The organism is Actinoplanes sp. HUAS TT8, from assembly GCF_051380535.1.
Taxonomy (GTDB): Bacteria; Actinomycetota; Actinomycetes; order Mycobacteriales; family Micromonosporaceae; genus Actinoplanes.
On record NZ_CP195646.1, the window covers coordinates 8,636,484 to 8,659,697 of the forward strand.

General features: G+C 71.7%; 19 protein-coding genes. 7 read left to right on the forward strand and 12 right to left on the reverse strand.

Annotated features, from left to right (window positions below; all coding sequences use genetic code 11):
- Window positions 1-26 precede the first annotated feature (26 nt).
- Window positions 27-1,442: a pyridoxal phosphate-dependent decarboxylase family protein gene (locus tag ACSHV8_RS38380; protein ID WP_436524105.1), complete on the reverse strand. Its 1,416-nt coding sequence runs from the start codon at window positions 1,440-1,442 to the stop codon at window positions 27-29.
- Window positions 1,439-2,854, reverse strand: coding sequence for an MFS transporter (locus ACSHV8_RS38385; RefSeq protein ID WP_436524107.1), 1,416 nt, complete (start codon window positions 2,852-2,854; stop codon window positions 1,439-1,441). The genes ACSHV8_RS38380 and ACSHV8_RS38385 overlap by 4 nt, the downstream gene beginning before the upstream one ends.
- Between ACSHV8_RS38385 and ACSHV8_RS38390 the strand changes: the two genes are divergently transcribed.
- Window positions 2,853-4,244: a gamma-glutamyltransferase gene (locus ACSHV8_RS38390; protein WP_436524109.1), complete on the forward strand. Its 1,392-nt coding sequence runs from the start codon at window positions 2,853-2,855 to the stop codon at window positions 4,242-4,244. The genes ACSHV8_RS38385 and ACSHV8_RS38390 overlap by 2 nt on opposite strands.
- Here the strand turns inward: ACSHV8_RS38390 and ACSHV8_RS38395 are convergent, their stop codons facing one another.
- Window positions 4,245-5,168: an NAD-dependent epimerase/dehydratase family protein gene (locus ACSHV8_RS38395; RefSeq protein WP_436524111.1), complete on the reverse strand. Its 924-nt coding sequence runs from the start codon at window positions 5,166-5,168 to the stop codon at window positions 4,245-4,247.
- Between the two features lie 101 nt (window positions 5,169-5,269).
- Here ACSHV8_RS38395 and ACSHV8_RS38400 point away from each other — a divergent pair, with 101 nt between their 5' ends.
- On the forward strand, window positions 5,270-5,953 hold the full coding sequence (locus tag ACSHV8_RS38400) for a TetR/AcrR family transcriptional regulator (protein ID WP_436524113.1): 684 nt from the start codon (window positions 5,270-5,272) through the stop codon (window positions 5,951-5,953).
- A gap of 413 nt (window positions 5,954-6,366) precedes the next feature.
- On the opposite strand, the gene ACSHV8_RS38405 is transcribed toward ACSHV8_RS38400, so the two are convergent.
- Together ACSHV8_RS38405 and ACSHV8_RS38410 are read right to left on the reverse strand one after the other, a co-directional pair.
- Complete coding sequence (locus ACSHV8_RS38405; protein WP_436524115.1) at window positions 6,367-7,173, reverse strand: class I SAM-dependent methyltransferase; 807 nt, start codon at window positions 7,171-7,173, stop codon at window positions 6,367-6,369.
- Window positions 7,151-7,474, reverse strand: coding sequence for an MGMT family protein (locus ACSHV8_RS38410; RefSeq protein WP_436524117.1), 324 nt, complete (start codon window positions 7,472-7,474; stop codon window positions 7,151-7,153). The genes ACSHV8_RS38405 and ACSHV8_RS38410 overlap by 23 nt, the downstream gene beginning before the upstream one ends.
- 62 nt (window positions 7,475-7,536) lie before the next feature.
- Between ACSHV8_RS38410 and proB the strand changes: the two genes are divergently transcribed.
- Together proB and ACSHV8_RS38420 are read left to right on the forward strand one after the other, a co-directional pair.
- Complete coding sequence (proB, locus tag ACSHV8_RS38415; protein WP_436524119.1) at window positions 7,537-8,649, forward strand: glutamate 5-kinase; 1,113 nt, start codon at window positions 7,537-7,539, stop codon at window positions 8,647-8,649.
- A 26-nt stretch (window positions 8,650-8,675) separates the two neighbouring features.
- Window positions 8,676-9,917, forward strand: coding sequence for a glutamate-5-semialdehyde dehydrogenase (locus ACSHV8_RS38420; RefSeq protein WP_436524121.1), 1,242 nt, complete (start codon window positions 8,676-8,678; stop codon window positions 9,915-9,917).
- On the opposite strand, the gene ACSHV8_RS38425 is transcribed toward ACSHV8_RS38420, so the two are convergent.
- Window positions 9,918-11,471: a cellulase family glycosylhydrolase gene (locus ACSHV8_RS38425; RefSeq protein ID WP_436524123.1), complete on the reverse strand. Its 1,554-nt coding sequence runs from the start codon at window positions 11,469-11,471 to the stop codon at window positions 9,918-9,920.
- Window positions 11,472-11,736: 265 nt separating this feature from the next.
- On the opposite strand from ACSHV8_RS38425, the gene ACSHV8_RS38430 reads away from it, so the two are divergent.
- Together ACSHV8_RS38430 and ACSHV8_RS38435 are read left to right on the forward strand one after the other, a co-directional pair.
- Complete coding sequence (locus tag ACSHV8_RS38430) at window positions 11,737-12,270, forward strand: hypothetical protein (RefSeq protein ID WP_436524125.1); 534 nt, start codon at window positions 11,737-11,739, stop codon at window positions 12,268-12,270.
- Entirely contained in the window at window positions 12,270-13,775 is a 1,506-nt protein-coding gene (locus ACSHV8_RS38435) for a glycosyltransferase family 2 protein (RefSeq protein WP_436524127.1), read from the forward strand. The genes ACSHV8_RS38430 and ACSHV8_RS38435 overlap by 1 nt, the downstream gene beginning before the upstream one ends.
- Before the next feature lie 51 nt (window positions 13,776-13,826).
- On the opposite strand, the gene ACSHV8_RS38440 is transcribed toward ACSHV8_RS38435, so the two are convergent.
- From ACSHV8_RS38440 to ACSHV8_RS38450, 3 genes are all read right to left on the reverse strand, one after another.
- Entirely contained in the window at window positions 13,827-14,633 is an 807-nt protein-coding gene (locus tag ACSHV8_RS38440) for a prenyltransferase/squalene oxidase repeat-containing protein (RefSeq protein WP_436524129.1), read from the reverse strand.
- 121 nt (window positions 14,634-14,754) lie between these two features.
- Window positions 14,755-15,936, reverse strand: a complete 1,182-nt coding sequence (gene moeZ, locus ACSHV8_RS38445) for an adenylyltransferase/sulfurtransferase MoeZ (RefSeq protein WP_436524131.1) — start codon at window positions 15,934-15,936, stop codon at window positions 14,755-14,757.
- 109 nt (window positions 15,937-16,045) lie between these two features.
- Window positions 16,046-18,340: a DUF3152 domain-containing protein gene (locus ACSHV8_RS38450; RefSeq protein ID WP_436524133.1), complete on the reverse strand. Its 2,295-nt coding sequence runs from the start codon at window positions 18,338-18,340 to the stop codon at window positions 16,046-16,048.
- Between the two features lie 43 nt (window positions 18,341-18,383).
- Here ACSHV8_RS38450 and ACSHV8_RS38455 point away from each other — a divergent pair, with 43 nt between their 5' ends.
- Window positions 18,384-18,956 carry a hypothetical protein gene (locus tag ACSHV8_RS38455; RefSeq protein WP_436524135.1) on the forward strand — a complete coding sequence of 191 codons (573 nt, stop codon included), beginning with the start codon at window positions 18,384-18,386 and terminating at the stop codon, window positions 18,954-18,956.
- A gap of 388 nt (window positions 18,957-19,344) precedes the next feature.
- Here the strand turns inward: ACSHV8_RS38455 and ACSHV8_RS38460 are convergent, their stop codons facing one another.
- From ACSHV8_RS38460 to ACSHV8_RS38470, 3 genes are all read right to left on the reverse strand, one after another.
- The gene (locus tag ACSHV8_RS38460; RefSeq protein ID WP_436524137.1) at window positions 19,345-20,295 is read right to left on the reverse strand and encodes a DUF3152 domain-containing protein; all 951 of its coding nucleotides are present in this window, start codon (window positions 20,293-20,295) and stop codon (window positions 19,345-19,347) included.
- A gap of 78 nt (window positions 20,296-20,373) precedes the next feature.
- Window positions 20,374-21,321 carry an alpha/beta fold hydrolase gene (locus tag ACSHV8_RS38465; protein WP_436524139.1) on the reverse strand — a complete coding sequence of 316 codons (948 nt, stop codon included), beginning with the start codon at window positions 21,319-21,321 and terminating at the stop codon, window positions 20,374-20,376.
- The gene (locus ACSHV8_RS38470; RefSeq protein WP_436524141.1) at window positions 21,321-23,060 is read right to left on the reverse strand and encodes a Daple; all 1,740 of its coding nucleotides are present in this window, start codon (window positions 23,058-23,060) and stop codon (window positions 21,321-21,323) included. Before ACSHV8_RS38470 ends, ACSHV8_RS38465 begins: the two co-directional genes overlap by 1 nt.
- Window positions 23,061-23,214: the final 154 nt, after the last annotated feature.

Here is a 23,214-nt window from a genome sequence, read left to right on the forward strand (position 1 = left end):
ATCGCAAAGTTGACGTAATCATTGCGTCATTGCGATGGGTGTTGGAGGAGGCTGAGGAAGCCGGTCAGCAGGGCTTCGCGCAGGGCGGGCGGGGCGACATTGAGCAGGCTGTTGACCTCGGCCATCCGGCTGAAGTCGCCGCCGCCCAGGCCCAGGCCCTCGGCCAGGCCGGCGATGAACTCCGGGGTGATCATGTCCGGGGTCAGCGGGGGCAGTTCGGGGATCTCGACCGGGCCGCGGGCGCGGGCGGCCGCGACGGCGGCGGCCAAGTCCGCGGCGAAGGCGTCGGCGGTGGGGCGGACCGACGCGGTCACCGTGAGGTGGATCGTGGGTGGAAGGTCGCGGTACGCCATCTGAGGCTGGGTGTGCCAGCCGCGCGCGGCGAGTTCGTCGGCCAGGACGAACAGGTCGACGCCGTCCGAGGCGAGGCACACGACGCCGGTCTCGGGTGGGGCGTACAGGCGGACCCCGTCGACCGAGGTGACCGCCGAGCTGAGGATCTGCACCGCTTCGCGGGTCGCCGTGGCCAGGCTCAGGTAGCCGGTGTCGCCGATGGAGCGCATGGTGGCCAGGGCGGCGGCGATCGGGCCGCCGGAGCGGGTGGACGAGATGACCGGGTTGATCATCGTGTAGCCGGGCCAGTCGGCGTAGGCGAAGTACTGCGGGCGGCGCAGTTCCTCGGTGCGGTGCAGCAGGATCGAGACGCCCTTGGGCGTGTACGCGTACTTGTGCAGGTCGACCGAGATGCTGGTGACCCCGGGCACGGACAGGTCGAACGGCGGCAGGTCGGCGCCGAGTCGTCGCAGGTAGGGCAGGATCCAGCCGCCGAAGCAGGCGTCGACGTGGAAGCGGACGCCGCGTTCGAGGGCCAGGGCGCCGATGGCCGGGATCGGGTCGACGACGCCGTGCGCGTAGGAGGGTGCCGAGGCGGCGACGAGCACGGTCTGCGGGCCGATGGCCGCGGCCATCGCCGCCGGGTCGGCCCGAAGATCTTTCACGGGTACGACGTCGAGCCCGACCCGCAGGTAGTGGGCCGCCTTGGCGAACGCGGCGTGCGCGGTCGACGGCACGACCAGGCGCGGGTCGGTGAGGTCGGGGTGCGCGTCCCGCGCGGCTTTCACGGCCAGGATCAGCGATTCGGTGCCGCCGCTGGTGACGCTGCCGACCGTGGCCGGGTCCCCGCCGAGCAGCCGGGCGGCGGCGCCGACGAGCGCGTTCTCCATCGCCAGCAGGGACGGGAAGGCGGTCGGGTCGAGGCCGTTGACCGAGGCCGAGACCGCGTACGCCTGCCGGGCCAGTTCGTCCAGGCCGTCCACGGCCGGGTCGTACACGTACGCGAAGAGTCGCCCGCCGTGTGTGGGCAGGTCGGCTTCCCGGAGCGCCCGCAGTTCGGCCAGGATCTGGTCGCCGGGTACGGGCTTCTCCGGCAGCGCATCGATCATGACTCGGACGCTAGCGGCTCGCCCTCGGCCTTGAGAAGGGCGACTTCCCGGTAACCACGAAGGAGGAGTACACCCGCTGCGACCAGGAGGGCCGGCAGGACCGTGAAGCCCAGGAGCACGCCGAGCCGGGCCGTCGAGTCCTGCGTCGCCGCCTCCCCGCTGGCCGAGGAGACGTACCCGAAGATCTGCAGCATGAGGGCGTAGATGCCGGGGCCGAGGGCCAGCCCGAGGGTTTCCCCGGCGGTCCACAGGCCGGTGAAGACGCCGGCCTGGCGGCGGCCGGTGCGCGCGGTGTCGTAGGCGATGCAGTCCGGCAGCATGGCCATCGCGAAGACCTGCTGGCCGGCGTAGCCGACGCCGATCACGGCGACGACCAGGTAGACCACGACCGGGGGCAGGGCCGGGGCGGCCAGCAGGACGAGCGCGCCGCCGGCGAACAGCAGCGAGCCGGCGATCAGCGAGCGCGGTTTGCCGTACCGCTTGCCGAATCGGGTCCAGAGCGGCATGACCAGCAGCGCCGGGCCGACGAAGGCGGCGAACAGGAACGTGCCGCCGGCCTTCTGGTGGATCACGTGGTCGGCGAAGTACTGGACGCCGGCCAGCATGGTGCCGATTCCGGCCGCCTGCACGATCCAGCAGAGCAGCAGGGCCCGGAACGGGGCGTTGGCCGAGGCGACGCGCAGCTGGGCGGAGAGGCTGGGCTCGGCTTCGGACGCTGTGCGGGACGTGGCTTTCCTCGTACCCGCAAATGTGGCAAGCGTGCCCACAGCGATGAGTGAGCCGACGAACAAGCCGGACCACCGATGGCCGGCGCGCCCGCCGCCGGCGGCGTCGACGATCAGCGGCGCGATGGCGCCGGAGACCAGGATGGCCAGGGCCAGGACGGCGACGCGCCAGGTCATCAGGCGGGTCCGCTCGGCGTAGCCGTCGGTCAGTTCGGCCGGCATCGCGACGTAGGGGACCTGGAAGAACGCGTACGCGGTGGCGGCGGCCAGGAAGGCAGCGGCCACCCAGGCGGCCGAGGCGCCTTCGCCCCGGAGCGGCGCCGCGAAGATGGCCGCGAACAGCACGGCCAGCAGCAGGCCGGCGACCAGCAGGAACGGGCGCCGGGAGCCGCGTCGGTCCGAGATCCGACCGGCCAGCGGGTTGACCAGCACGTCCCACGCCTTCGGCAGCAGCACGAGCAGGCCCGACACGCCCGCGGCAACACCCAGCGTGTCCGTCAGATAGGGCAGAAGCAGCAAACCGGGCACGGTCCCGAAAGCCCCGGTGACCAGGGATCCGAGGGCATAACCAGCCAAAACCCCCCGGGGCAGAACACTCGGCCGGGTTACCACGGGAGAGGGACCGATGGGCGTCATCGACGCGCATCGTAACCAAGATCGGGTGTTGCCGCCTACGCTCGCTCGCATGGGAAGCGTTGCGGCCGGCGTCGCCGCGAGCCATCCGGCGACCACCCGCACGGGAGTGCGGATTCTCGAGGCGGGCGGAAGCGCCGCCGACGCGGCGGTCGCCGCGGTCCTGGCCTGCTGTGTCGCCGAGACGATCTACACCGGGCTGGGTGGCGGCGGGTTCGCCACCTACTTCGACGCGCGCAGCGGCGAGGTCACCTGCCTGGACTTCTTCGTGGCGGTGCCGGGGCTGGACGGCGATCGGAAGCCGGAGCCGATGGTCGCGGTGGACGTGTTCTTCGGCGGGCTGCCACAGATCTATTCGATCGGCGGGGCCAGCGTCGCCGTGCCCGGTGTTCCGGCCGGTCTCGGTGAGGTGCACAAACGCTGGGGCCGGTTGCCCTGGGCCGAGGTGGTTGCCCCGGCCGCGGGCCTGGCCCGGACCGGCGTGCTGCTGCCGGCCGCGCACGCGAGCACACTGAAGTCGTGCGCGCCGGCGCTGGCCTACGGCGACGGCGCCGCCTCCTATCAGCCTCAGGGCCGGCTGCTGGAGAGCGACGAGTTGCTGTTCCACCAGGGCCTGGCCAGTGCGATGGACGCGCTGGCGGTCGACGGGCCGGACGTGTTCTACACCGGCGAGCACGCGGATCTGATGGTCTCCACGGTCCGGGCGGCCGGTGGCACGATCGGCCCGGCCGACCTGGCGCAGTACCGGGTGGCCGAGGTTCCGGTCGATCACGCCGAGCTGGCCGGTCACCGGGTCTGCGCCCGGCACGACCTGAACCGGACCGTGGACACCATCGCCGCGCTGCCGGCCGACCTGTCCCGGCCCGGCCGGGCGGTCGGGGTGGCCACCGCGCTGCGCAATCTCGGGGCGCAGCGGCTGGGCGACACCACGAACGTGTCGGTGGTCGACGCCGAGGGCAACGCCTGCGTGATCACGACGACGCTCGGGCTGGGTGCCGGGGTGTGGCTGCCCGGGCTCGGCATCAACCTGAACTCCATGCTCGGCGAGGGTGAACTGCTCACCGAGGAGCTGGTGCCGGGGCGGCGGATGTCGTCCTACATGTGCCCGCTCGTGGTGATCGGGCCGGACGGGTCGCTCACCGTGGCGGCCGGGTCGGCGGGGGCCTCGCGGATCCGTACCGCCCTGGTCGACACCCTGCTCGGGGTGCTGGTGGACGAGTTGGACGTGACCGAGGCGATCGCCCGGCCGCGCTTCCACGCCGTGGAGGACACCATCCACGCCGAGAACGGGTGCCCGCCCGAGGAGTTGGCGGCGCTGCGGGCGGCGGGCTGGCAGATCGTCGAGTGGCCGGACCTCAACCATTACTTCGGCGGGGTGACCGCGGTCGGACAGGCCGGTGCCGCCGGGGATCCCCGGCGGGGCGGCGTCGGACTGCTGCTGTAGTCACATGCGGCGGGCGGCCGTGGCCTCGGCCGCTTCCGCGGTCTCCCGCAGCGCCACGTCCAGGTCGGTCGCGGTCAGGCCGAAGGTGCGCTCGGTGCGGGTGCTGTCCATCACGAACGGCGCGTAGAACTGGTAGTCCATCTCGGCCAGCTCACGGGCGATCGGGACGACCAGGCCGGCCGTGCGCATCACGAACCGCGGCAGGCTGTGCACCTTGACCTGCGGGACACCGGCGGCGGCGCAATACCGCGCGGCCAGCTCGCGCATGCTGACGGCCGGGCCGGAGGGGACGTGCCAGGCCTGGCCGTGCGCCCGCTCGTCGCGGGCCAGCGTGACCAGCGTCCGGGCCATGTCGCCGGTGTAGGTGAAGGTGTGGGGCGCGTCCACGTCGCCCGGCGCCCAGGCCGCGCGACCGGAATTGATCGCCGGCAGCAGCACCGCGGAGATCGTGCTGACCGCGCCCGCCCCGACGTAGTCGGACGCCCGCGCCTCGACCGTGCGCAGACCGCTGGCCAGCGCGTCCTCCCACATCTTGATGCGGATCCGGCCCTTGCGACCGGTGGCCGCGAGCGGGGTGTCCTCGGTCATCCGGCCGTCGGGCCGCGGACCGTAGCCGTACAGGTTCCCGGTGATCGCGTAGACCGCGCCGGCCGCCTTGGCCGCGGTGATCATCGCGTTGTTCATCGGGAACCACTTGTCGGCCCACTCCGTGTACTTCGGGTTCGCACAGTTGTAGAGCACCTCGGCGCCCCGCGTCAGCTCGGTCAGGCGAGCGGCGTCGGAGGCGTCCGCGGCGGCCCGCTCGATCAGCGGATGCTCGGGGCCGCTGCCGCTGCGCGTGACGATCCGGACCTGCTCGCCCTGCTCGGCGAGGACGCGGGCGACGGTGGAACCGATCGGGCCGGAACCGACGATGACGTGCATGATGTTCTCCTTTGCGAGCAGTGCTCTCTGTTGAGGACAACTGTTCCACACGTTCCGCGGACATGCAAGAGCAGTGCTCTCGTTGTGGCACACTTGCCCTCATGAACGCCGCCAACCTGCGCGCCCGTGTCCGGGCCGAGATGACCGAAGAGATCAAGCAGGTGGCCCGGCGCCATCTGGCCACCGACGGGGCCAACCTCTCGTTACGGGCGGTCGCCCGCGACCTGGGCATGGCCTCGTCAGCCGTCTACCGCTACTTCGCCAGCCGCGACGACCTGCTCACGGCCCTGATCATCGACGCCTACGACGCGGTCGGCGAGTCGGCCGAGCAGGCCGCCGCCGCCCACGACGAGCCGGCCGAGCGCTGGGTCGCCATCGGGCACGCGGTCCGCGACTGGGCGCTGGCCAACCCGCATCAGTGGGCGCTGATCTACGGCAGCCCGGTGCCCGGCTACCAGGCCCCTCAGGACACCATCGTGCCCGCCACCAGGGTGATCTTCGCGCTGGCCGGGACGATCCAGATGGCCCTGGCCGGCGGTCGCATCACCACCGTGCCGCCGCAGCCCGAGGGCCGCTTCGGCGAGGAACTGGCCGTGGTCGGCACCCACTTCGGGACCGGCGTGCCGGCCTACCTGGTCGGCGCCGGAATGACCGGATTCATCAACCTCTGCGGCGCGGTCAGCGCGGAACTCTTCGGCCAGCTGAACAACTCGGTCGACGAGGATCGCCGCGGCTTCTTCGAGTGGCAGATGCGCGCGACCGCGGCCTTCGCCGGCCTGAGCTAAAAGATCAAATTCTTCATTGCCTCGGTCCGCCGTGGTCCAGACCGTCGCTCCCGCGGGGACCCTTCCGGTCCGAGCAGGGCGCTGGCGCGCCCAGAACGCTCAGCCCGAAAGGGCGACGTGGTCGGGTGGGCACGGTCAAACCGCCAAACCCCGTGGACAGGTTTCGGAGCTTATTCCTCCGCAGGTGGTTGCGCTCAGAGCAACAAACCCACCCACGCCGCACCCGCCCGCCCACGTCCCGCACCGTGCCCCCACGCGAGGCCGTCACCACCCAGGCCCCAGCCGCGCTCCCGCCCGTCGGCTGGTGCTCACGGCTGTATCCGACCCCTCGAAACAACCCTGAGCACCAGCTGAGCCCGGGACCCGCGCCGCGAGCCGGGCCGGCGCGAAGCTCGCGGCACCGGAGGGGTGGGTCAGGGGCGCCGGGCGTGCAGGACGTGGCCGCCGGCGGTGTCGGCGGGGACGTCCGGGCGGTTGAAGAAGCGCGCGGCCAGGCCGGACGGGCCCAGGTCCTCGATGTCGGCGAAGCCGTGCCGGCCGAGCAGCTCGGCGATCTCCTCCGGCTCGAAGAACGTGAGCCAGGGCTCGCCGATCTTGGCGACCCGGGCCGCGCGGGCCTCCAGGGCGGCCCGGCGCTCGGCCGGCATGCGTTCCGGCGACTGCGCGTAGTCGAAGACCACCTCGTTGCCGGAGCGGGCCGCGACCGCGGTCAGGGTCTGCTCGAACGCCTCGGTGGTCAGGTAGGGCACGACGCCCATCCACAGGAAGAACGCCGGTTCGTCCAGGTCGAGGCTCTCGGCGAGACTCGACCGCTCGAAGTCCACCCCGACATGTCGCACGCTGTCGGGAATGGCGATGCCGGCCGTGGCCAGCCGCTCCCGCTTCCACGCCTGAGTGTCCGGGTGATCGATCTCGATCACCTTCAGCCCCGGAAAAGGATTCCGGTACGCGAACGTGTCCAGCCCGGCCCCGAGCACCACGGCCGTCCGCACGCCACGCTCCACGGCCGCGGCCAGATGATCCTCGGCGAACCGGTGCCGGGCGGCGATGAACAGCCGCATCCCGCGCCGGGGCGCGTCGCCGAGCAACTCCTCAGGCTCGTGACCGAGGATCCGCAGCGCCAGCGGGTCGGTGAAGATCGAGCCGTGCTCCAGCACCTGGTGGGCGGCACGGTACCGCGCCGCCGCGTACGCGGTCTTACTCGCCTGTCCGGTCTGCATCAGGGCTCCACCCGGCCTTGTCGATCACTACGCGGTCGCCGCGCAACGGTACGCCTTCGGCGAGCAGTCGCGCCCGCGCTTCACGCTCGTGCCCGGGCGGCATCCGTCCGGTGCTGTTCACCACCCGGTGCCACGGGACCGCCCCGCCGTGCCGGGACATGATGCCCCCGATCTGGCGGGGCGAGTTGCGGCCGGAGCGCTCGGCCAGCGCGTCGGCGATCGCGCCGTACGACATCACCCGCCCCTCCGGGATCCGCTCGACCAGTTCGAGGACCGCTTCGACGTACTCCTCCGGTGTCATCACCGGCCACGATATGGGATCGGCGGCGGCTGTCCACCGGGCGGCCGAGCAGAATGGGCCGAGTGCGGGAAGTGGTTACCGGTGCGCGCCGGATCGTGGTCAAGGTGGGCTCGTCCTCACTGACCACGGCGGCGGGCGGCATCGACGAGCAGCGTCTGGACACTCTGGTCGACGCCCTGGGCGGGCTGACCGGCGAGGGTCGTGAGGTGGTTCTGGTCTCCAGCGGCGCGATCGCCGCCGGGCTGGCCCCGCTGCACCTGCCGCGCCGACCGCGTGACCTGGCCACCCAGCAGGCTGCCGCCGCGGTCGGCCAGGGCCTGCTGATCGGGCGGTACGCGGCCGGTTTCGCCCGGCACGGCCGGACCGTCGCCCAGGTGCTGCTGACCGTCGACGACGTGACCCGGCGGGCGCACTACCGGAACGCGTACCGGACGCTGCGGAAACTGCTCGATCTGGGCGCGCTGCCGATCGTGAACGAGAACGACACGGTGGCCACCGAGGAGATCCGATTCGGGGACAACGACCGGCTGGCCGCCCTGGTCGCCGCGCTGGTCGACGCCGATCTGCTGGTGCTGCTCTCCGATGTGGACGCGCTCTACACCGGCAGCCCGTCCGACCCGGCGTCCCGGCGTATCCCGCTGGTCCGCGACGACAGCGACCTGGACGGGATCGCCATCGGCTCGCCGGGCAAGTCCGGGGTCGGCACCGGCGGCATGGTGACCAAGGTCGAGGCGGCCCGGATCGCCACCGGCTTCGGCATCCCGGTCGTGCTCACGGCCGCCCCGCTGGCCGGGAAGGTGCTGGCCGGCGACGAGGTGGGCACGCTCTTCGAGGCGGCCGCGACCCGCCCTGCGGCCCGGCTGTTCTGGCTGGCCCACGCCACCGCGCCGCGCGGCCGCCTGCACCTGGACGCGGGCGCGGTCGCCGCGGTGGTGGCCCGGCGCAAGTCGCTGCTGCCGGCCGGGATCACGGCGGTGGACGGTTCGTTCGCCGCGGGCGACCCGGTCGACCTGGTCGACGCCGGTTCCGGCACTCCGGTGGCGCGCGGGCTGGTCAACTACGACGCGGTGGAGCTGCCGGCGCTGCTCGGCCGGTCCACACCGGAGTTGGCGGCGGCACTCGGGCCGGGCTATGAACGAGAGGTCGTCCACCGCGACGACCTGGTTCTCCTCTGACGACGTACATCCAAGAAGGGTTTGTCATGAGCGTGCTGGAGCAGGCCGCGGCCGCGCGGATCGCCGCCATCGATCTGGCCGGGGCGACCCGCGCCGAGAAGGATGCGGCGCTGCTGCTGATGGCGGACCGACTGGTCGAGCGCACCGACGACATCGTCGCCGCCAACGCCGTCGACATCGCCAACGCGCGGCAGAACGGGATCTCCGAGGCGATGATCGACCGGCTCGCGCTGAGCCCGGAGCGGGTCGTCGCGATGGCCGACGGGCTGCGCCAGCTGGCGGCGCTGCCCGACCCGATCGGTGACGTGGTGCGCGGTTCGACGCTGGCCAACGGGCTGGAGTTGCGGCAGGTCCGGGTGCCGTTCGGGGTCGTCGGCATGATCTACGAGGGCCGGCCCAACGTGACCGCCGACGCCGCCGGCATCTGCCTGAAGTCGGGCAACGCGGCGCTGCTGCGCGGCTCCGGTTCGGCCTTCTCGTCGAACGCGGCGATCGTCTCGGTGCTGCGCAAGGCGGTGGCCGACGCGGGTCTGCCGGCCAACACGATCCAGCTGCTGGACGCCACCACCCGTGACTCGGTGAAGGAGCTGATGCGCGCCCGCGGCCTGGTCGACGTGCTGATCCCGCGCGGCGGCGCTGATCTGATCCGGACAGTGGTCGAGCAGTCCACGGTCCCGGTGATCGAGACCGGTGTCGGCAACTGTCACGTGTATGTGGACGCTGCCGCCGACCTGGAGAAGGCCCTGGCCATCACGATCAACTCGAAGACCCATCGGAACTCGGTCTGCAACGCGGCCGAGTCGCTGCTGGTGCACGCCGAGATCGCCGACTCGTTCCTGCCGCTCGTGCTGGCCGAACTCGCCGACCGGGGCGTCACGGTCCACGGCGACTCCCGGGTGGCCGGCTTCAGTGACGCCGTCGTCCCGGCCACCGACGAGGACTGGGGTAAGGAGTACCTCTCGGCCGACATCGCGGTCGCGGTCGTCGACTCGCTGGAGGATGCGCTCGACCACATCCGGCAGTTCGGCACCGGTCACACCGAGGCGATCGTCAGCGAGTCGGTCGGCGCGACCCGGCGTTTCACGGCCGGGGTCGACGCGGCCGCGGTGATGGTGAACGCGTCGACCCGGTTCACCGACGGCGGCGAGTTCGGCTTCGGCGCGGAGATCGGCATCAGCACGCAGAAACTGCACGCCCGCGGCCCGATGGGTCTGCCCGAGCTGACCTCGACCAAGTACATCGTGACCGGGAACGGTCACACCCGCTGATCAGTTGGTGATCTCGATGTCGTCCACGTAACCGCGGAAGTCGCCGGTGGCGGCCGGCTGGTCGTACGCGATCCAGATGCGATCGATCGTCCGGCCGTTCGCCCACCGTCCGATGTCGCTCTGGATCTGCGTCCAGCTGCTCAGCGCGATGGCGCCGCCGTGCGCGGCCTTCGGGTGCATCGAGAATCCGCGCTGGTCCACGGCGCCGCTGTCGCGCAGCGTCGATCCGTCGGTGAAGTGCAGGTCGACGCCGACGAACCGCCCGTTGGCCTGGCCGGGCCAGAGCCAGTAGCTGAGCTTGGTCCCGGCGCTGACCGGGATCGTCACGTTGAACGACTTGAAGTAGGCGAACGAGCCGCCCGCGCTGGTGTCCTTACCGGAGTACATCAGTGCCTGGATCCCGCTGTGCGCCTTCTCCACCCGGACCGAGCACTCGGGCGTGATGCCGGTGTACATGCCGGTCACGCTCGACGACCAGTCGATCGTGTCCGACCAGGTCGGCTGGGTATCGGTGGATTCGAAGCCGGTCCGGAACAGTGTCCCCGGGGGTGTCGAGGCGGTCCGGGGCGCGTTGGCCCGCACGGTCGCCCAGGTCAGCGGGGTGCCCGGGTTGACGTCGTGCGACACCGCGGTGACCTCGGGCCCGAAGTTCCAGAATCCGATGCCGGCCAGTCCGTAGCGGTACCAGTCCCGGTACCGGTCCTGGAAGAGCGCCGCCCGCGTCGCGTCGCCCGCGCTCTGCTTCTCGCCGAACTCCTCCAGGATCAGGGGCTTGTCGTGCTGCGCGGTCCACTTCGCGACCGTGGCCAGCAGCGGCAGGTCCTCGTCGTGGTAGATGTGGACCGCGGGCAGGATGTTCGGCAGTGCGAAGATCGACTGCCATTCGATCCCGGAGTCCCAGTAGAGCTGCATCAGCCCGCCCGAGGAGATCAGCAGGTCGGGCGCCACGCGGTGCAGCTCAGCGCTCGCCGCCTGGTAGAAAGCGGTCAACTCGGCGGGTGAGGCCGGCCGGCCGGACACCTCGCTCTTCGGCCCCTCCGGCTCCCCGGCCAGCGCGACGTAGGCGATCGCCGTCTCGTCCCGGTACCGGTTGCCGACGAAGTCCAGGAAGGTCGTCCAGTACTCGACGAGGTACGGCGAGGCGGTCGGCGCTTTCCGGAGGAGATCGTTCCGGAAGGTCGACAGGTCCAGGATCACGGCCAGGCCGTTCGCCGCCGCCCGCTGGATCGCGTAGTCGACGTTGCCCCACATGACCGGGTCGTACGGGTCGGTGGTCACGTCCTTGATGAAGTCGGTCAGCCGCAGCGTGTTGAGCCCGGCGCCGGCCTCGTCGGCCACCACGCCGTCGAAGTAGCTCCGGAAGCCGGCGTCCTTCCAGCCGGACCCGCTGGGGTAGACCGACGCCGCGTAGAGCGGGAAGTAACCCCCGTCACGGACGAGATGGGTCCCGGACGCCGTGACCCGGCCGGCTCCGGCCGCCTGCGCGGGCACCGCCCCGGCCATCCCGGCCACCACCATCGCGACCAGCCCGGTAACCCATCGACGCCGATTCATTCGTCCATGATCACATGACCGGCCGCCCGGCCGCCGCCCCGCTCGCCGTTCGGGCGACCCTCGGCGCCGAACGGCCGGGAACGCTCAAGTGCCGCTCACCGCCGCCGACTTGGGCCATCGACCCCTCACAAGCACACATCCCCCAGCGAAGAGGTCATCAGTGCGCCTCCCCCGAAGCGCGGCGGCTGTCGTAGCAGCAGCCGTGCTATGCGGCAGCCTCAGCGGCTGCGACAGCCTCCAAGATCTGACCAGTAGCAGCAAACCGTTGACCGGTGCCAAGACGACGAGCAGTCCGACCGCCACGGCAACGCCCGCGGCGACCACGACGGCCAAGGCGGTCGCGACCGCGACGAAGTCGTCCCGGGCCAGCGGACCGCTGGACACCGGCACGGTCACCCATCGGCTCAAACAGGGCAGCTTCACGGTCCAGCTGACGTACTGGACCTCCGACAACGCGAAGCTCTACACCGCGAGCTCGGTCAAGACCATCAACGTGTCGGCGCACATCGAGGACACCGACAGCACCCATCGGGTCACCGTCAGCACGTTCCAGGTGGTCCAGGACGACGGCACGAACCGGGCCACGGTCACGACCGACAACGGGAAGTTCGACGTCACCCCGCCGTACCCCTACAACACCGTGGTGACCCTGCCGGCGGCGACGGCGGGAGCAGCGGCGCTCACGCTCACCATCCGGCTGGACCTGCTGGTGGAGACCGCCCCCAAGGCGAACACGTACTACCGCTCCACCGCGCTGGACACCCTGACCCTGCCTCTGCTCACGAATGGCGCCACCTGATGACCGAGACCAGTCCCGGCCTTCGCCGAGCCACCGACCGCCGCATCCTCGTGGCCCGTAGTACCAAGGCGGGACCGCTCGCGCTGCCGCCCGCCGTCCCGCAGCTGGCCCTGCTGGAGACCGCCGAGGCGGTGTCCGACCAGGTCGCGGCGGCCAAGCCCCGGCACGCCACGATCAGCTGCATCATCCCCTGCTACAACGAGCAGGAGACGATCAGCGACGTCCTCAAGAGCCTGCTCGCCCAGACCCGGTTGCCGGACGTCATCCACGTCATCATCAACAACACCGACGACGACACCCCGGAGATCGCCCGCACGTTCGAGGGCCGGCACACCCGGTCGATCAAGGGCGAGGAGTTCGTCACCACCGTCCACGTCCACGACATGGGCGTGAACCCCGACAAGAAGGTCGGCGCCCTCAACTACGGCTACTTCCTGTCCCGCGGCTGCGACTACATCCTCGGTGTCGACGGCGACACCACGCTGGCCCGCGACACCGTGGAACGGCTCGAACTGGAGATGACCGACGACCCGCGCATCGGCGGGCTGAGCGCCATCTACACGATCGACAAGAGCCGGTACCGCGGTCTGATGGCCCGATTCCTGGTGGCCGGCCAGCGGGCCCAGTTCGGCGCGTTCAACATGGACAACCTGCTGCGCGGCCGCAACATGGCCGTGCTCGGCGGCCAGTGCAGCCTGTTCAGCGTCCGGGCGCTGGAGATGGTGATGGTCCGTCACCACCAGCAGGCGCCGTGGGTCCGCGACAGTGAGGTCGAGGACAGCAAGCTGTCCCTCCAGATCAAGGACGCCGGCTTCAGTACGAAGATCAGCGCGACCGCCCGTGCCTTCGTCGGCCCGATGACGAACCTGCGCGCCCTGCACGGTCAGCAGGTCAAGTGGAACTTCGGCGCGATCGACCTGTTCTGGCCGGGCCAGCGCGGCGACAACAAGGGTCAGCCGCTGCACCCCAACCTGCGGCTGCGCTGGTACGAGAACATCTCGATGCTGTTCAACATCGGGTCGCGCATCGGCTTCCTGCTGCTGCTGATGGCCGCGCTGTCGATCCACGCGTTCGTGTTCAACCCGATCTGGCTCATCCCGCCGGTCATCGCCATGCTCCTGAACCTGCGCCTGGCGCTGGCCATGAAGGACAAGAGCGCCTCCGACCTGCTCTACGCGGCGCTGATCGTCCCGGCCGAGTTCTACATGTGGATCCGGATGGGCCACTTCGTGTCGGCCTGGACGCAGTTCCTCGCGCAGACCGACAAGGACAACTGGGCCGCGCAGGCCAACGCCGAGAAGGGCAAGGGATCGGCGTACGTCATGCCGCTGATCGTTCTCCTGGCCATCCTCGGTGGCGGCATCTACGCCTGGAGCCAGCAGAGTGTCGGCGTCCAGTCGGCGATCCTGTCGCTCGGCTGGCCGATCCTCTACCTGGCGACCATCGCGCAGACCGTCTTCATGCTGCGCAAGCTGGTCCGGCGGCACCGCGGCTTCGCCGTCTGACCCACGCAGTGGCCCGGCCGATCAAAGGGTGATCGGCCGGGCCGCCGAGTATCAGCGGCAGGCCCGCAGCGCGGTCAGCGTGATGTTGACGTCGAAGACCGGGCCCTCGTTGCTGTCCCAGCCCCCGTCCTGACGCTGGGTCTCGGCCAGCCTCTTCCGGGCGTTCCGCAACAGCCAGTCGTCGCCCAGGTTGACGCGGCGCAGCGCGGCCGCCATCTGCGCGACGTCGGCCGGCGCCATCTCGTGCAACCGCTCGCCGAGGACCAGCTGCACCCGGGACGACTCGTAGAAATACTGCTGCTGGTGAAGAAGCCCGGCGGCGTGCCAGCCGACGGCCAGGAAGGACGGCCACGTCCCGTCCGGTCGGATCTGGGCGGCGACGAACGCGGCGGCCGAGCCGAGCACGTTCTCATACCGCCCGCGGGTCTGATACGGGTCGATCTCGACGGCGGCCGCGGTCAGCCAGAAGCCGGCCGCCGACGTCAGGTAGAGCGTGGCCTCCGGATCGCCGGGCATCGCCCAGGCCGGGGCCTCCCCGGCCAGGGACTCGTGCTCCTGCCAGGTGCCGTCGGGCCGCTGGGCGGTGGCCAGCCAGTGCAGGGCGCGCTCGGCCACCGGGCCGGCCTGCAGGCCGCCGAGATCGTCGAGCTCGCCGAGCCGGAAGCAGGTGGCATCGACCGAGGGCACCTGCCCGTCGGCCGAGGCGGGCCAGCCGCCCGCCGTCATCTGGCCGCCCGCGATCCGGTCGATGATCTCCGGAGAGGCTGGCTGGCCGGTCCGCAGATACGACAAACGGGCGCGTTCGACCGGGTCACCATGGGCCACGACGTATCCGATCGCGGCATCGATATCGACCACGATAGAGACGCTACCCGTCATTTCTGTGATTCGCCGACGTGATCCGGACAGCGGGTGTCACACCGTTGGGTGTTTACGAGCCGGTGTTTCCGCTGCGGAAACACCGGCTCGTAGACCTGCATCAGTACGACGGCTGAGACGGGTCGACCGTGCTGACCCAGGAGACGATGCCGCCCTGGACGTGCACCGCGTCCTTGAAACCGGCCGCCTTCAGCGCGGCCAGCGCCTCGGCCGAACGGACACCGGACTTGCAGTGCAGCACGATCTGCCGGTCCTGCGGGAACTTGGCCAGCGCCTCGCCGGACAGGATCTCGCCCTTGGGGATCAGCGTGGCGCCGGGGATCCGGTTGATCTCCCACTCGGCCGGCTCACGGACGTCGACCAGGAAGATGTCCTTGCCGCTGTCCTGCCAGTCCTTGAGCTCGCGGGCGGTGATCGTCGAACCGGTGATCGCCTCCTGCGCCTCCTCGGAGACCGCGCCGCAGAAGTCCTCGTAGTCCTCCAGCAGGTCGGTGACGGTCGGGTTGTCCCCGCAGAGCGCGCAGTTCGGGTCCTTACGGACCTTGATCTTGCGATACTCCATCTCCAGGGCGTCGTAGACCATCAGACGCCCGACCAGCGGCTCACCGATACCGGTGATCAGCTTGATCGCCTCGTTGACCTGGATCGAGCCGATCGACGCGCAGAGCACGCCGAGGACGCCGCCCTCGGCGCAGCTCGGCACCATGCCGGGCGGCGGCGGCTCCGGGTAGAGGCAGCGGTAGCAGGGACCGTGCTCCTCCCAGAAGACCGAGGCCTGGCCGTCGAAGCGGTAGATCGAACCCCAGACATACGGCTTGCCGAGCAGCACGGCCGCGTCGTTCACCATGTAGCGCGTGGCGAAGTTGTCGGTGCCGTCGACGATCAGGTCGTACTGACTGAAGATCTCTTTGACGTTGTCACGGTCCAGCGCGGTGTTGTGGATGACCACATTCACCAGCGGGTTGATCTCCGCGATGCTGCGAGCAGCGGACTCCGCCTTCGGCGTGCCGATGTCGGAGACGCCGTGGATGATCTGACGCTGCAGGTTCGACTCGTCGACCGTGTCGAAGTCGATGATGCCGAGCGTGCCCACGCCGGCCGCGGCGAGGTACATCAGCGTCGGCGAGCCGAGGCCGCCCGCGCCCACGGCGAGGACCTTGGCGTTCTTCAGCCGCTTCTGCCCGTCCATCCCGACGTCGGGGATGATCAGGTGTCGCGAATAGCGGCGGATCTCGTCGACGCTCAGCTCGGCGGCCGGCTCGACGAGCGGGGGCAGAGCCACAGTTCACTCCCCGGGTTCGGTGGTAAGGATCGCCGCCCATTGTCGCTCGTTCGGCGCGCGAATGCCCATGACGTCGGACACGGGCCCGACATGCGGGATTGCGGAATATTCATGGACGGGGGTCGCCCTCGTACCGCTCGCCGTCCAGGAACGGCCAGGCGTTGCGGGTGCAGCCGTCCAGACCGTACGTCTGCTGAAGCATCACCGGAGCCGGTTTGCCCTTGCCCGGGCAGGCCTCGTGACCGTGCCCGAGCTCATGACCGACCTCGTGGTTCAGCGCGTACTGGCGGTACTCCCACAGCTCACCCTCGTAATCCGGGGTCGCGTCGGCCCAGCGGTCGGCGTTGATGATCACCTGACCGGGCACCCGGCACGAGGTGAAACCCTCGGTGTGCAGGCCACCCGCGGCGCACATCCGCTCCGACGTCGCCGCCGAGGCGAGATAGATCGTGAAATCCGTCTCGGCCGACTTCGGCACCCGCCGCAGACGCACCTTGCCACTGGCGATCCAACTCCGCTTGTCGCTCAGGGTGCTGTCGATCGCCCGGGCGAACACCTTCGGCTCGACACCGGACACGGTCTCCTCGACAGCCACCCGGAATCGGTGCAACTGACCGGACTTCCCGAGGACCGGGCCGCGCGAATTGACGTACCGGAAATCGCCGGCCTGGCCCGACACCTGGCCGGCGGCGGTCGGCTCAGCCTGCACCGAGCCGACCTGGTCCTGATTCTCCTGATCCGGGCTCGCCGACCGATCGACCGGCGGCGCGACCGCCCCGATCGGCTCGGCCGCCCGATCGGCCACCGGCCGCTGCCGATCCCGCAGCTCATGACCGACGATCAAAACCAGGGAAACCGCCATCAGGTACGCCATGAAAGTCACCCGGCGACGCCGGCGCAGCAGCTTGCGACCGGCCGGGCTCATCTTCGCGCGGATGTCGGCGTGACCGTCCGGATCGGGCGGCGGACCGGTCCGGTCGATCTCCACCAGCGGGGTGTCGCCGGCGGTCGGAAGCGGCTGATGCGGGACCAGGCTCGCCCGGGTCTCCTCCGGCTCGGGCTCCGGCTCCTCGACCTCGGTAACGGCCGGCTCGCTGTAGACCACCTGCTCGCGGGTCGGCCGGTCGTCGGGCGGCGGCTCGTGCTCGGCCGGATGCCAGAGCCCCTCGGGAATGCCCACCGGCAGGCGGAGACTCTCCGGGAGGCCGGGCGCCGGATGATCCGTGGTCGACCAGAACCAGGTCTCGTCCTCGGTCTCCGGCTCGGCGACCTCGGTCACGGGCATTTCGATCAAACCCGTTTGCGCGTACGGCGTGGGAGCGCTCACCTCCGGCCCGGCGGCCGTCATCGGATAGGCCACCTCGTCCGGCGTCGCGTAGGCGGACGGCGTCGTTCGCGTCGGCACGGCGTCGTCGGCCTGGCCCGCGTCCGGGACCCGGTAGAAGTCCGGGCGGGTCGAGGCGGCCTGGTCCGGCGTCACGTCGGCCGCGGCGGTGCGGACGATCGGGCGGCGACGGGCGGAACGGTCGGGCTGGCCGGTGATCGCGGCCGGATCCGGCTCGTCGTCGGGCTGGTACTCGATCGGCTCGACCGGTTCGATCGGCTCGGCCGCGACCGGGCGACCGGCGCGGATGGGCCGGACCAGCGGCGGGTTCTCCGCATCGTCCTCAGGCTCGGCAACCACCGCCGGCCGGGAACCACGGGGGCGGCGCGTGCTCGTCGGCCAGGCGCTCTGCAGGGCCTGACCCAGGTCGGAACCCTCGGCCGGGGCGGGCGGGACCGGCGGCGGAGGGTCCTGGGGCGGGTCCAGCTGGGTGGTCGGGGGGCGCATCGCCTCGGGCGGGCCCGCCGGAGGGCGGGACGCCAGGGGCGGCCGGGAGCCTGTTCCGGGACGGGTACCGGCCGCGGGTGTGCCCGCGCCGCGCAACCCCGGACCGCCCGCCGAACGACCCGGCCGTCGACCGGTCGGGCGTGGCGTCTCGTCGGCCGGTTCCGGCTCCTCGGCCTCGGGCTCGTCGCCGTCGTCGGCCGGCTGGGCCGAACGCGACGCCGCGAGACGTTCCGCCGCCAGCTCCAGGATTCCGCGGGTCATGCCCGGGGGCAGACCGGTCTCCGGGTCCACCGGCGGGCGGGCCGGCTGCGGCTGGGCGTGGCGGGCCGCCGAATGCCGGGTGGGAGCGTCGCCGGGCGGCAACGGCCGTTCCGGACCGCTGGGCTTCGGGATCCCGCTCTCCTGGCTGTTCAGGTCGTGGGCCGTCGGCTGTTGATCGGCGCGGTGCTTGGCGGCCGGGTTCTCGACCGGATTCTCGGGCGACATCCGGTGCCGCCCGGTGGAGACGTCCAGCCGTTCGGCGCCGCGGCGGTGCCGTCCACCGGAGTCCTCGCGGTCCTCGGCAGCGTGCATCGCGGGCCGGACACCCCGGCTGATCGTCTTCCGCGGAGCCTGCGTGTCGGTGGACACCGTCTGGCGCGGCCGGGCCGCCGTGCTGGTCTCGGCCGCCACGGTCCGGCTGCGCGGCGGCGCACTCTCTCCGGCCGCGATCGTCTTCCGGACGCGCGTGCCCGTTCCGGACTCGGCCGCTACCGTCCGGCCGGCGGTTTCCCCGGCGCGCAGACTCTTCCGGGCCCGTGGCCCCGCGTCCGCCGTGATCTCACCCCCGCGCAAACTCTTCCGGGCCCGTGGGCCGGCATCGGCCGTGACCTCACCTGCCCGCAGGCTCTTGCGAGCGCGCGCCGTCGTGGTCTTGTCGCCCGCCGCGCGGGTTCCGGCCGGCGTGGCCTTGCTCTCGCCGCGTGCGCCGGCCGCCTTGGCCGTCGGGGACTTCCCCGCGCTCGCCGAGTCCTTGACCGGAGCAGCCTTCCCGGACACGCTCGCCGCCCTGGTCCCGGTCGTTGCCGCGGTGGTGACGGTCGTTTTCCGCGCATTTGTCGCGGTCGGCGCGGCGGCAGCGGCCGTTTTGCGCGCCGAGCCCACCGACCCGGCTGTAGCCGATCTGGCCGCCGCACGGGAAGCCGGTTGAGCAGCGCTCGACCGGGAAGCCGCGCGGGAGGCCGGCTCAGCGGTGCTCGACCGGGAAGCCGCGCGGGAGGCCGGCTCAGCGGCGCTCGGCCGGGAAGCCGTGCGGGAGGCCGGCTCGGCCGGGCGGGATGTCGCGGCCGGCTCGGCGCTCTTCGCCCGGGTGGGCTTCTTGGCAGTGCCGGCCTGCGCCGTGACGACGCCTTTGGCCGGGGTCGCCTTCGCTCGGGCCGGCTCGGTGCGGGCCCGCCGGGCGGCCGCGGACGGGCTCGCGCCGGAGGCCGGATCAGGGGAGGCATTTGTCGCGTTTGCCATAACAAAGGCCAGCCTGCCACGACTCTCCGTCCGTCACAGGAGAATCGGATTCCCCACCGGAAGAACCGTGCACCATCTCAGCGCGACAAAGCCGGTCCGGTCAGGGGCTTTCCGTCCAGGCGAGGCCACGCGTACGGCACGCACCCGCGTGTCGTCAACGTCTGCTGCACCATCACCGGCGCCGGCCCGCCCGGCTTCGGGCAGCCCTCGTGGTGATGGCCGAGTTCGTGACCGACCTCGTGGTTGATCACGTAGTTCCGGTACACGGCCAGGGGGATCTTGGCGGTCAGGTACGGCTTGGACGACTGCCGATACCGGTCCAGGTTGATGACCGCCCCGCCGGGAACCCGGCACGACGTGTACGGCACCCCGCCGATCCGGATGTTCGTCCCGCCCGCCTGGCATTTCGCCCCGGCCGTGTCCCGGGTCGCCAGGTAGACCGTGAAGTCGGCCCGCTCGTCCCCGTTGACCATGAGCAGCCGCAGGTTCCCGTTGCCGATCCAGCTGCGCGCATCGCCGAGGGTGCTCACCACCTGGGCGGCGAACGCGTCCGGGTCCTCCCCGCTGCCCTTCTCCACGGCCACCCGGAAGCGCTTCAACTGGCCTTTGCTCCCGAGGATCGAGCCGCGCTTGATCGCGTACGCGAAATCGCCTGAACCGTGAGTCGGGACCGGCCCGGCGATCTGCAGGAGCTCGGGGTCGACAAGCGTCGTCGGCGCCGATGGCGAAGCCGAGGCGGGTGGGGCCGACGTCGGCGTGCCCTCCAGGATCGGCGCCGCGGCCGACGGCGAGGCGGCGGTGGCCGACGGCGCGGCTGAGGTGACGGACGGCGCGGGCGACGGAGTGGGGGCGGAACTGGACACCGGCGCCGCCGCCGGGATCGGCGGAGTGGATTTGCGCGAGGCCACCGTAATCACGGTGAGCAGGACCAAGGTGACCGAGAAGAGGGCCAGCCACCACTGGCGCCACCGGTCACCCGCGGGTGGCTGAGCTTCCGGTTCGAGGACGGAAGTGACAGGAGCGATCATCTTGCGCCTCAGCCTCGCACATGAACGTGATTCGCACCCGCCCGAGTCGATCTTGTGAGACGTAGACCGCCGAGAAGGTCAGCGCACGTCCTGAAGCATCCCGACGATGGCTCGCGCGACCAGCCGGGGCACCTCCATCTGGGCGACGTGCCCGATCCCGGGCAGGATCAGCAGCCGCCCGTCCGGGATCGCCCGGGCCACCTGCGCCGGCACCCGCGGGTCGACCAGCTTGTCGTTGAGGCCGCCGATCACCAGCGTCGGCGCCTGCACCCGGGCCGCCAGCCGCCACTGCGAGTTGACCCCGGGCAGGTAGGCGCGCAGGAAGCTGCCGACCAGCCCGCGCAGCGTGCCCAGGTAGGCCCGCGGATAGTGGGCGACCGTGTAGCGCAGCTGGATCTCCTCCATCGCCTCGACCCGGCGCTGCGGATGAACCTTGCTGGTGTCCCCGAAACAGGCCGCGAGGACCTGCTCGGCCATCTCCTCGGCGGTGATCCGGGTCAGGCCCCAGGCCATCAGGCGTTCCGCGCCGGGCATGGCCAGCAGCGGCAGCATCGGCCCCTGCGCGGTGCGGCGCGGGTCGAGGAACGGCATCGCCGGCGACACCAGCGTGAGTGTGCGCACCAGGTCGGGGCGCAGCGCGGCGACCCGCACCGAGATCGACCCGCCGAGCGAGTTGCCGACCAGGTGGACCGGGCCGCGGCCGGACGCGTCGAGATAGTCGATCAGGGTGGCCGCGAACGCCGGGATCGAGTAGCGCGGGCTGGGGTCGCTGTAGCCGAACCCGGGCAGGTCGACCGCCTGCCCGTCGAACCGATCGGCCAGCAGGCCGGCCAGGTCGGTGAAGTTCTGCGAGGAGCCGCCGAGGCCGTGCACGTAGACCGCGGGCTCGGCGCCCGGCCGGGTGGCCGGAGTGTCCCGGACGTGCAGCATCGCGCCACCCACCGTGACCCGTCGCGCGGGCCAGGGTGGCGGCACCTCACCGTCCGGCAACAGCTCGCTGTCGCCGGCCAACACCGCGCCCTTCACTAGGCCAACAGTGCCTCGACGCGGCGGTTAACGGCAGCCAATGTGGCGCGCACCATGGCATGCCGGTCGTCGCCGGTGACCACGGCCGAACCGGAGAGCTGCTCGACCCAGCCACCCGCGCAGGAGAGCAGCAGCACCACGACGGCGACCTGGGTGGAGCCGAACGAGACGGCGGCCGCGTGCTCGACGAAGCAGCGGGCCGGCCCGTCGGCGTGCGTCGAGGCCGACAGCAACTCGTCGACCGCGCCGGCGGTGGCCGTGGCACACAGGCGCAGCAGGTAACCGTCGACCGCCGGGCCGGTGGCGACCCCGGACGCGGTCCGGTCGCCGGCGCGCAGCCGCACCTCGACCGTGGCGTCCGCCCCGAACGTGTTGACGTGCACGTTCTCGATCAGGACACGCGGGCCGGGACGGTTGCCCGGGTCGAGCGGGCGGGGCTTGTTCAGGTCGCGCGGGGCCAGGGCGACCGGCGCGGATTCGGTCCTCGGGCTGGGCAGCGGCGGCGGGGGCGCCATCAGCGGGGTCGGCGTGACCGGGGCGATCGGGGGCGCCGTGACCGGGGCCGCCGAGACCGGGGCGGCGGAGACCGGCACGGCCGAGATCGGGGCCGGCGCCGGGGGCGCGGACGCCGCGGCGGCCGGCAGCGGGGCCGGGGAGACCGGGCGGACCGTGGCGCGGCCGGGCCGGGTGGCCTGGGCCGGAGGGGTCTGCGGGGGCACCGACCCGACGCCGCCGAACGCGCCCGGCATGGCCGCGTCCAGACCCATCCGCTCCTGCAGCAGGCGGGCCACGTGACGGCTCACCTCGGCCGCGTCGGCGCCGTCGGCCAGGTCCAGGCGAAGGCTGTGGGCGCCGGTCGGGGTAGCCCGCAGCGACGCGTCCCGCACGCCGGCCACCTCGCGCACGGCGGCCAGGATGGCCTGCACGTCGAAGCCCTCCTGGCGCTCCTGCGCGGGCACGACGTCACCGCGGCGCAGGTGCGTCGCGATGCGTGCCAGTGCGGGGGCCTCGGCCGATGGTTCCACGGCGGGCGGCTCCGGGACTCGGGGCACGTCCGGCTGGGCCGGCACGCGCTGGGGCAGCGCTCCGCTCGGCTCGTCCAGGGCGGAACTCGGGCTCTCCGGCGGGTAGGGAGCGGCCGGCTCGTATCCCCGGCGCGCGAAACTGGAGGCATCGTACGTCGGCAGGCCCATCGGGGGCTCGTTGTCCACCGATCGCTGGTCCCCCACCTGAGCGGCGGGTTCCACCCGGGGCAGGCCCTGCGCCAACGTGTCGTTGACCAGCGCGTGCCGGGAACGGATCGGTTCGGACAGTGCGTCGGTACGGCTCAGTGGATCTCCCTGGGTCGGGCCCGGCTCGCCGGGCGTCCAATCGGTGCGCGCCGGTGAGGTCGGGCGGGCCATCGGCACGCCGGCGCGCTGGATCGGGGCCGGCGGGCCGCCACGGTACGAGTCGTCGAGGTCACCCTCGTACGGAAAAGGGGGCGCGCTGGACGGAGCGGGCGATGCCGGATCGACCGGACGCGGCCGGTGACCGAGAATGTCAGCCAGACGGCTGCGATCGCCCGACCACGGTGACGTCTCGTTGTGCCCGGAAGGGGGAATCTCGGTGGTCTGCGGTGGGTCCACGAACCCGGGCGGCGGTGGCACCTGGGCCGGCACGGCCGAGCTCGGAGCCGGCCCGAACGGGCGCTCCGGGAACGGCTGGCGGCTCACGTTGCCACGCCTCCACGGAGGCACGTCGGCCTCCTGTTCCAGCGCGGCTCCCGTGTTCGACCACGGGTTTTCGCCATTCGCCCAGCCATTCATCCGATTGTGGTCACGCGCGTCGGCACCGTTGCCGCCACTCGCGGCTCCGGTGTCTCCGGAATGCCCAGTTTCATCCACCGCGTGC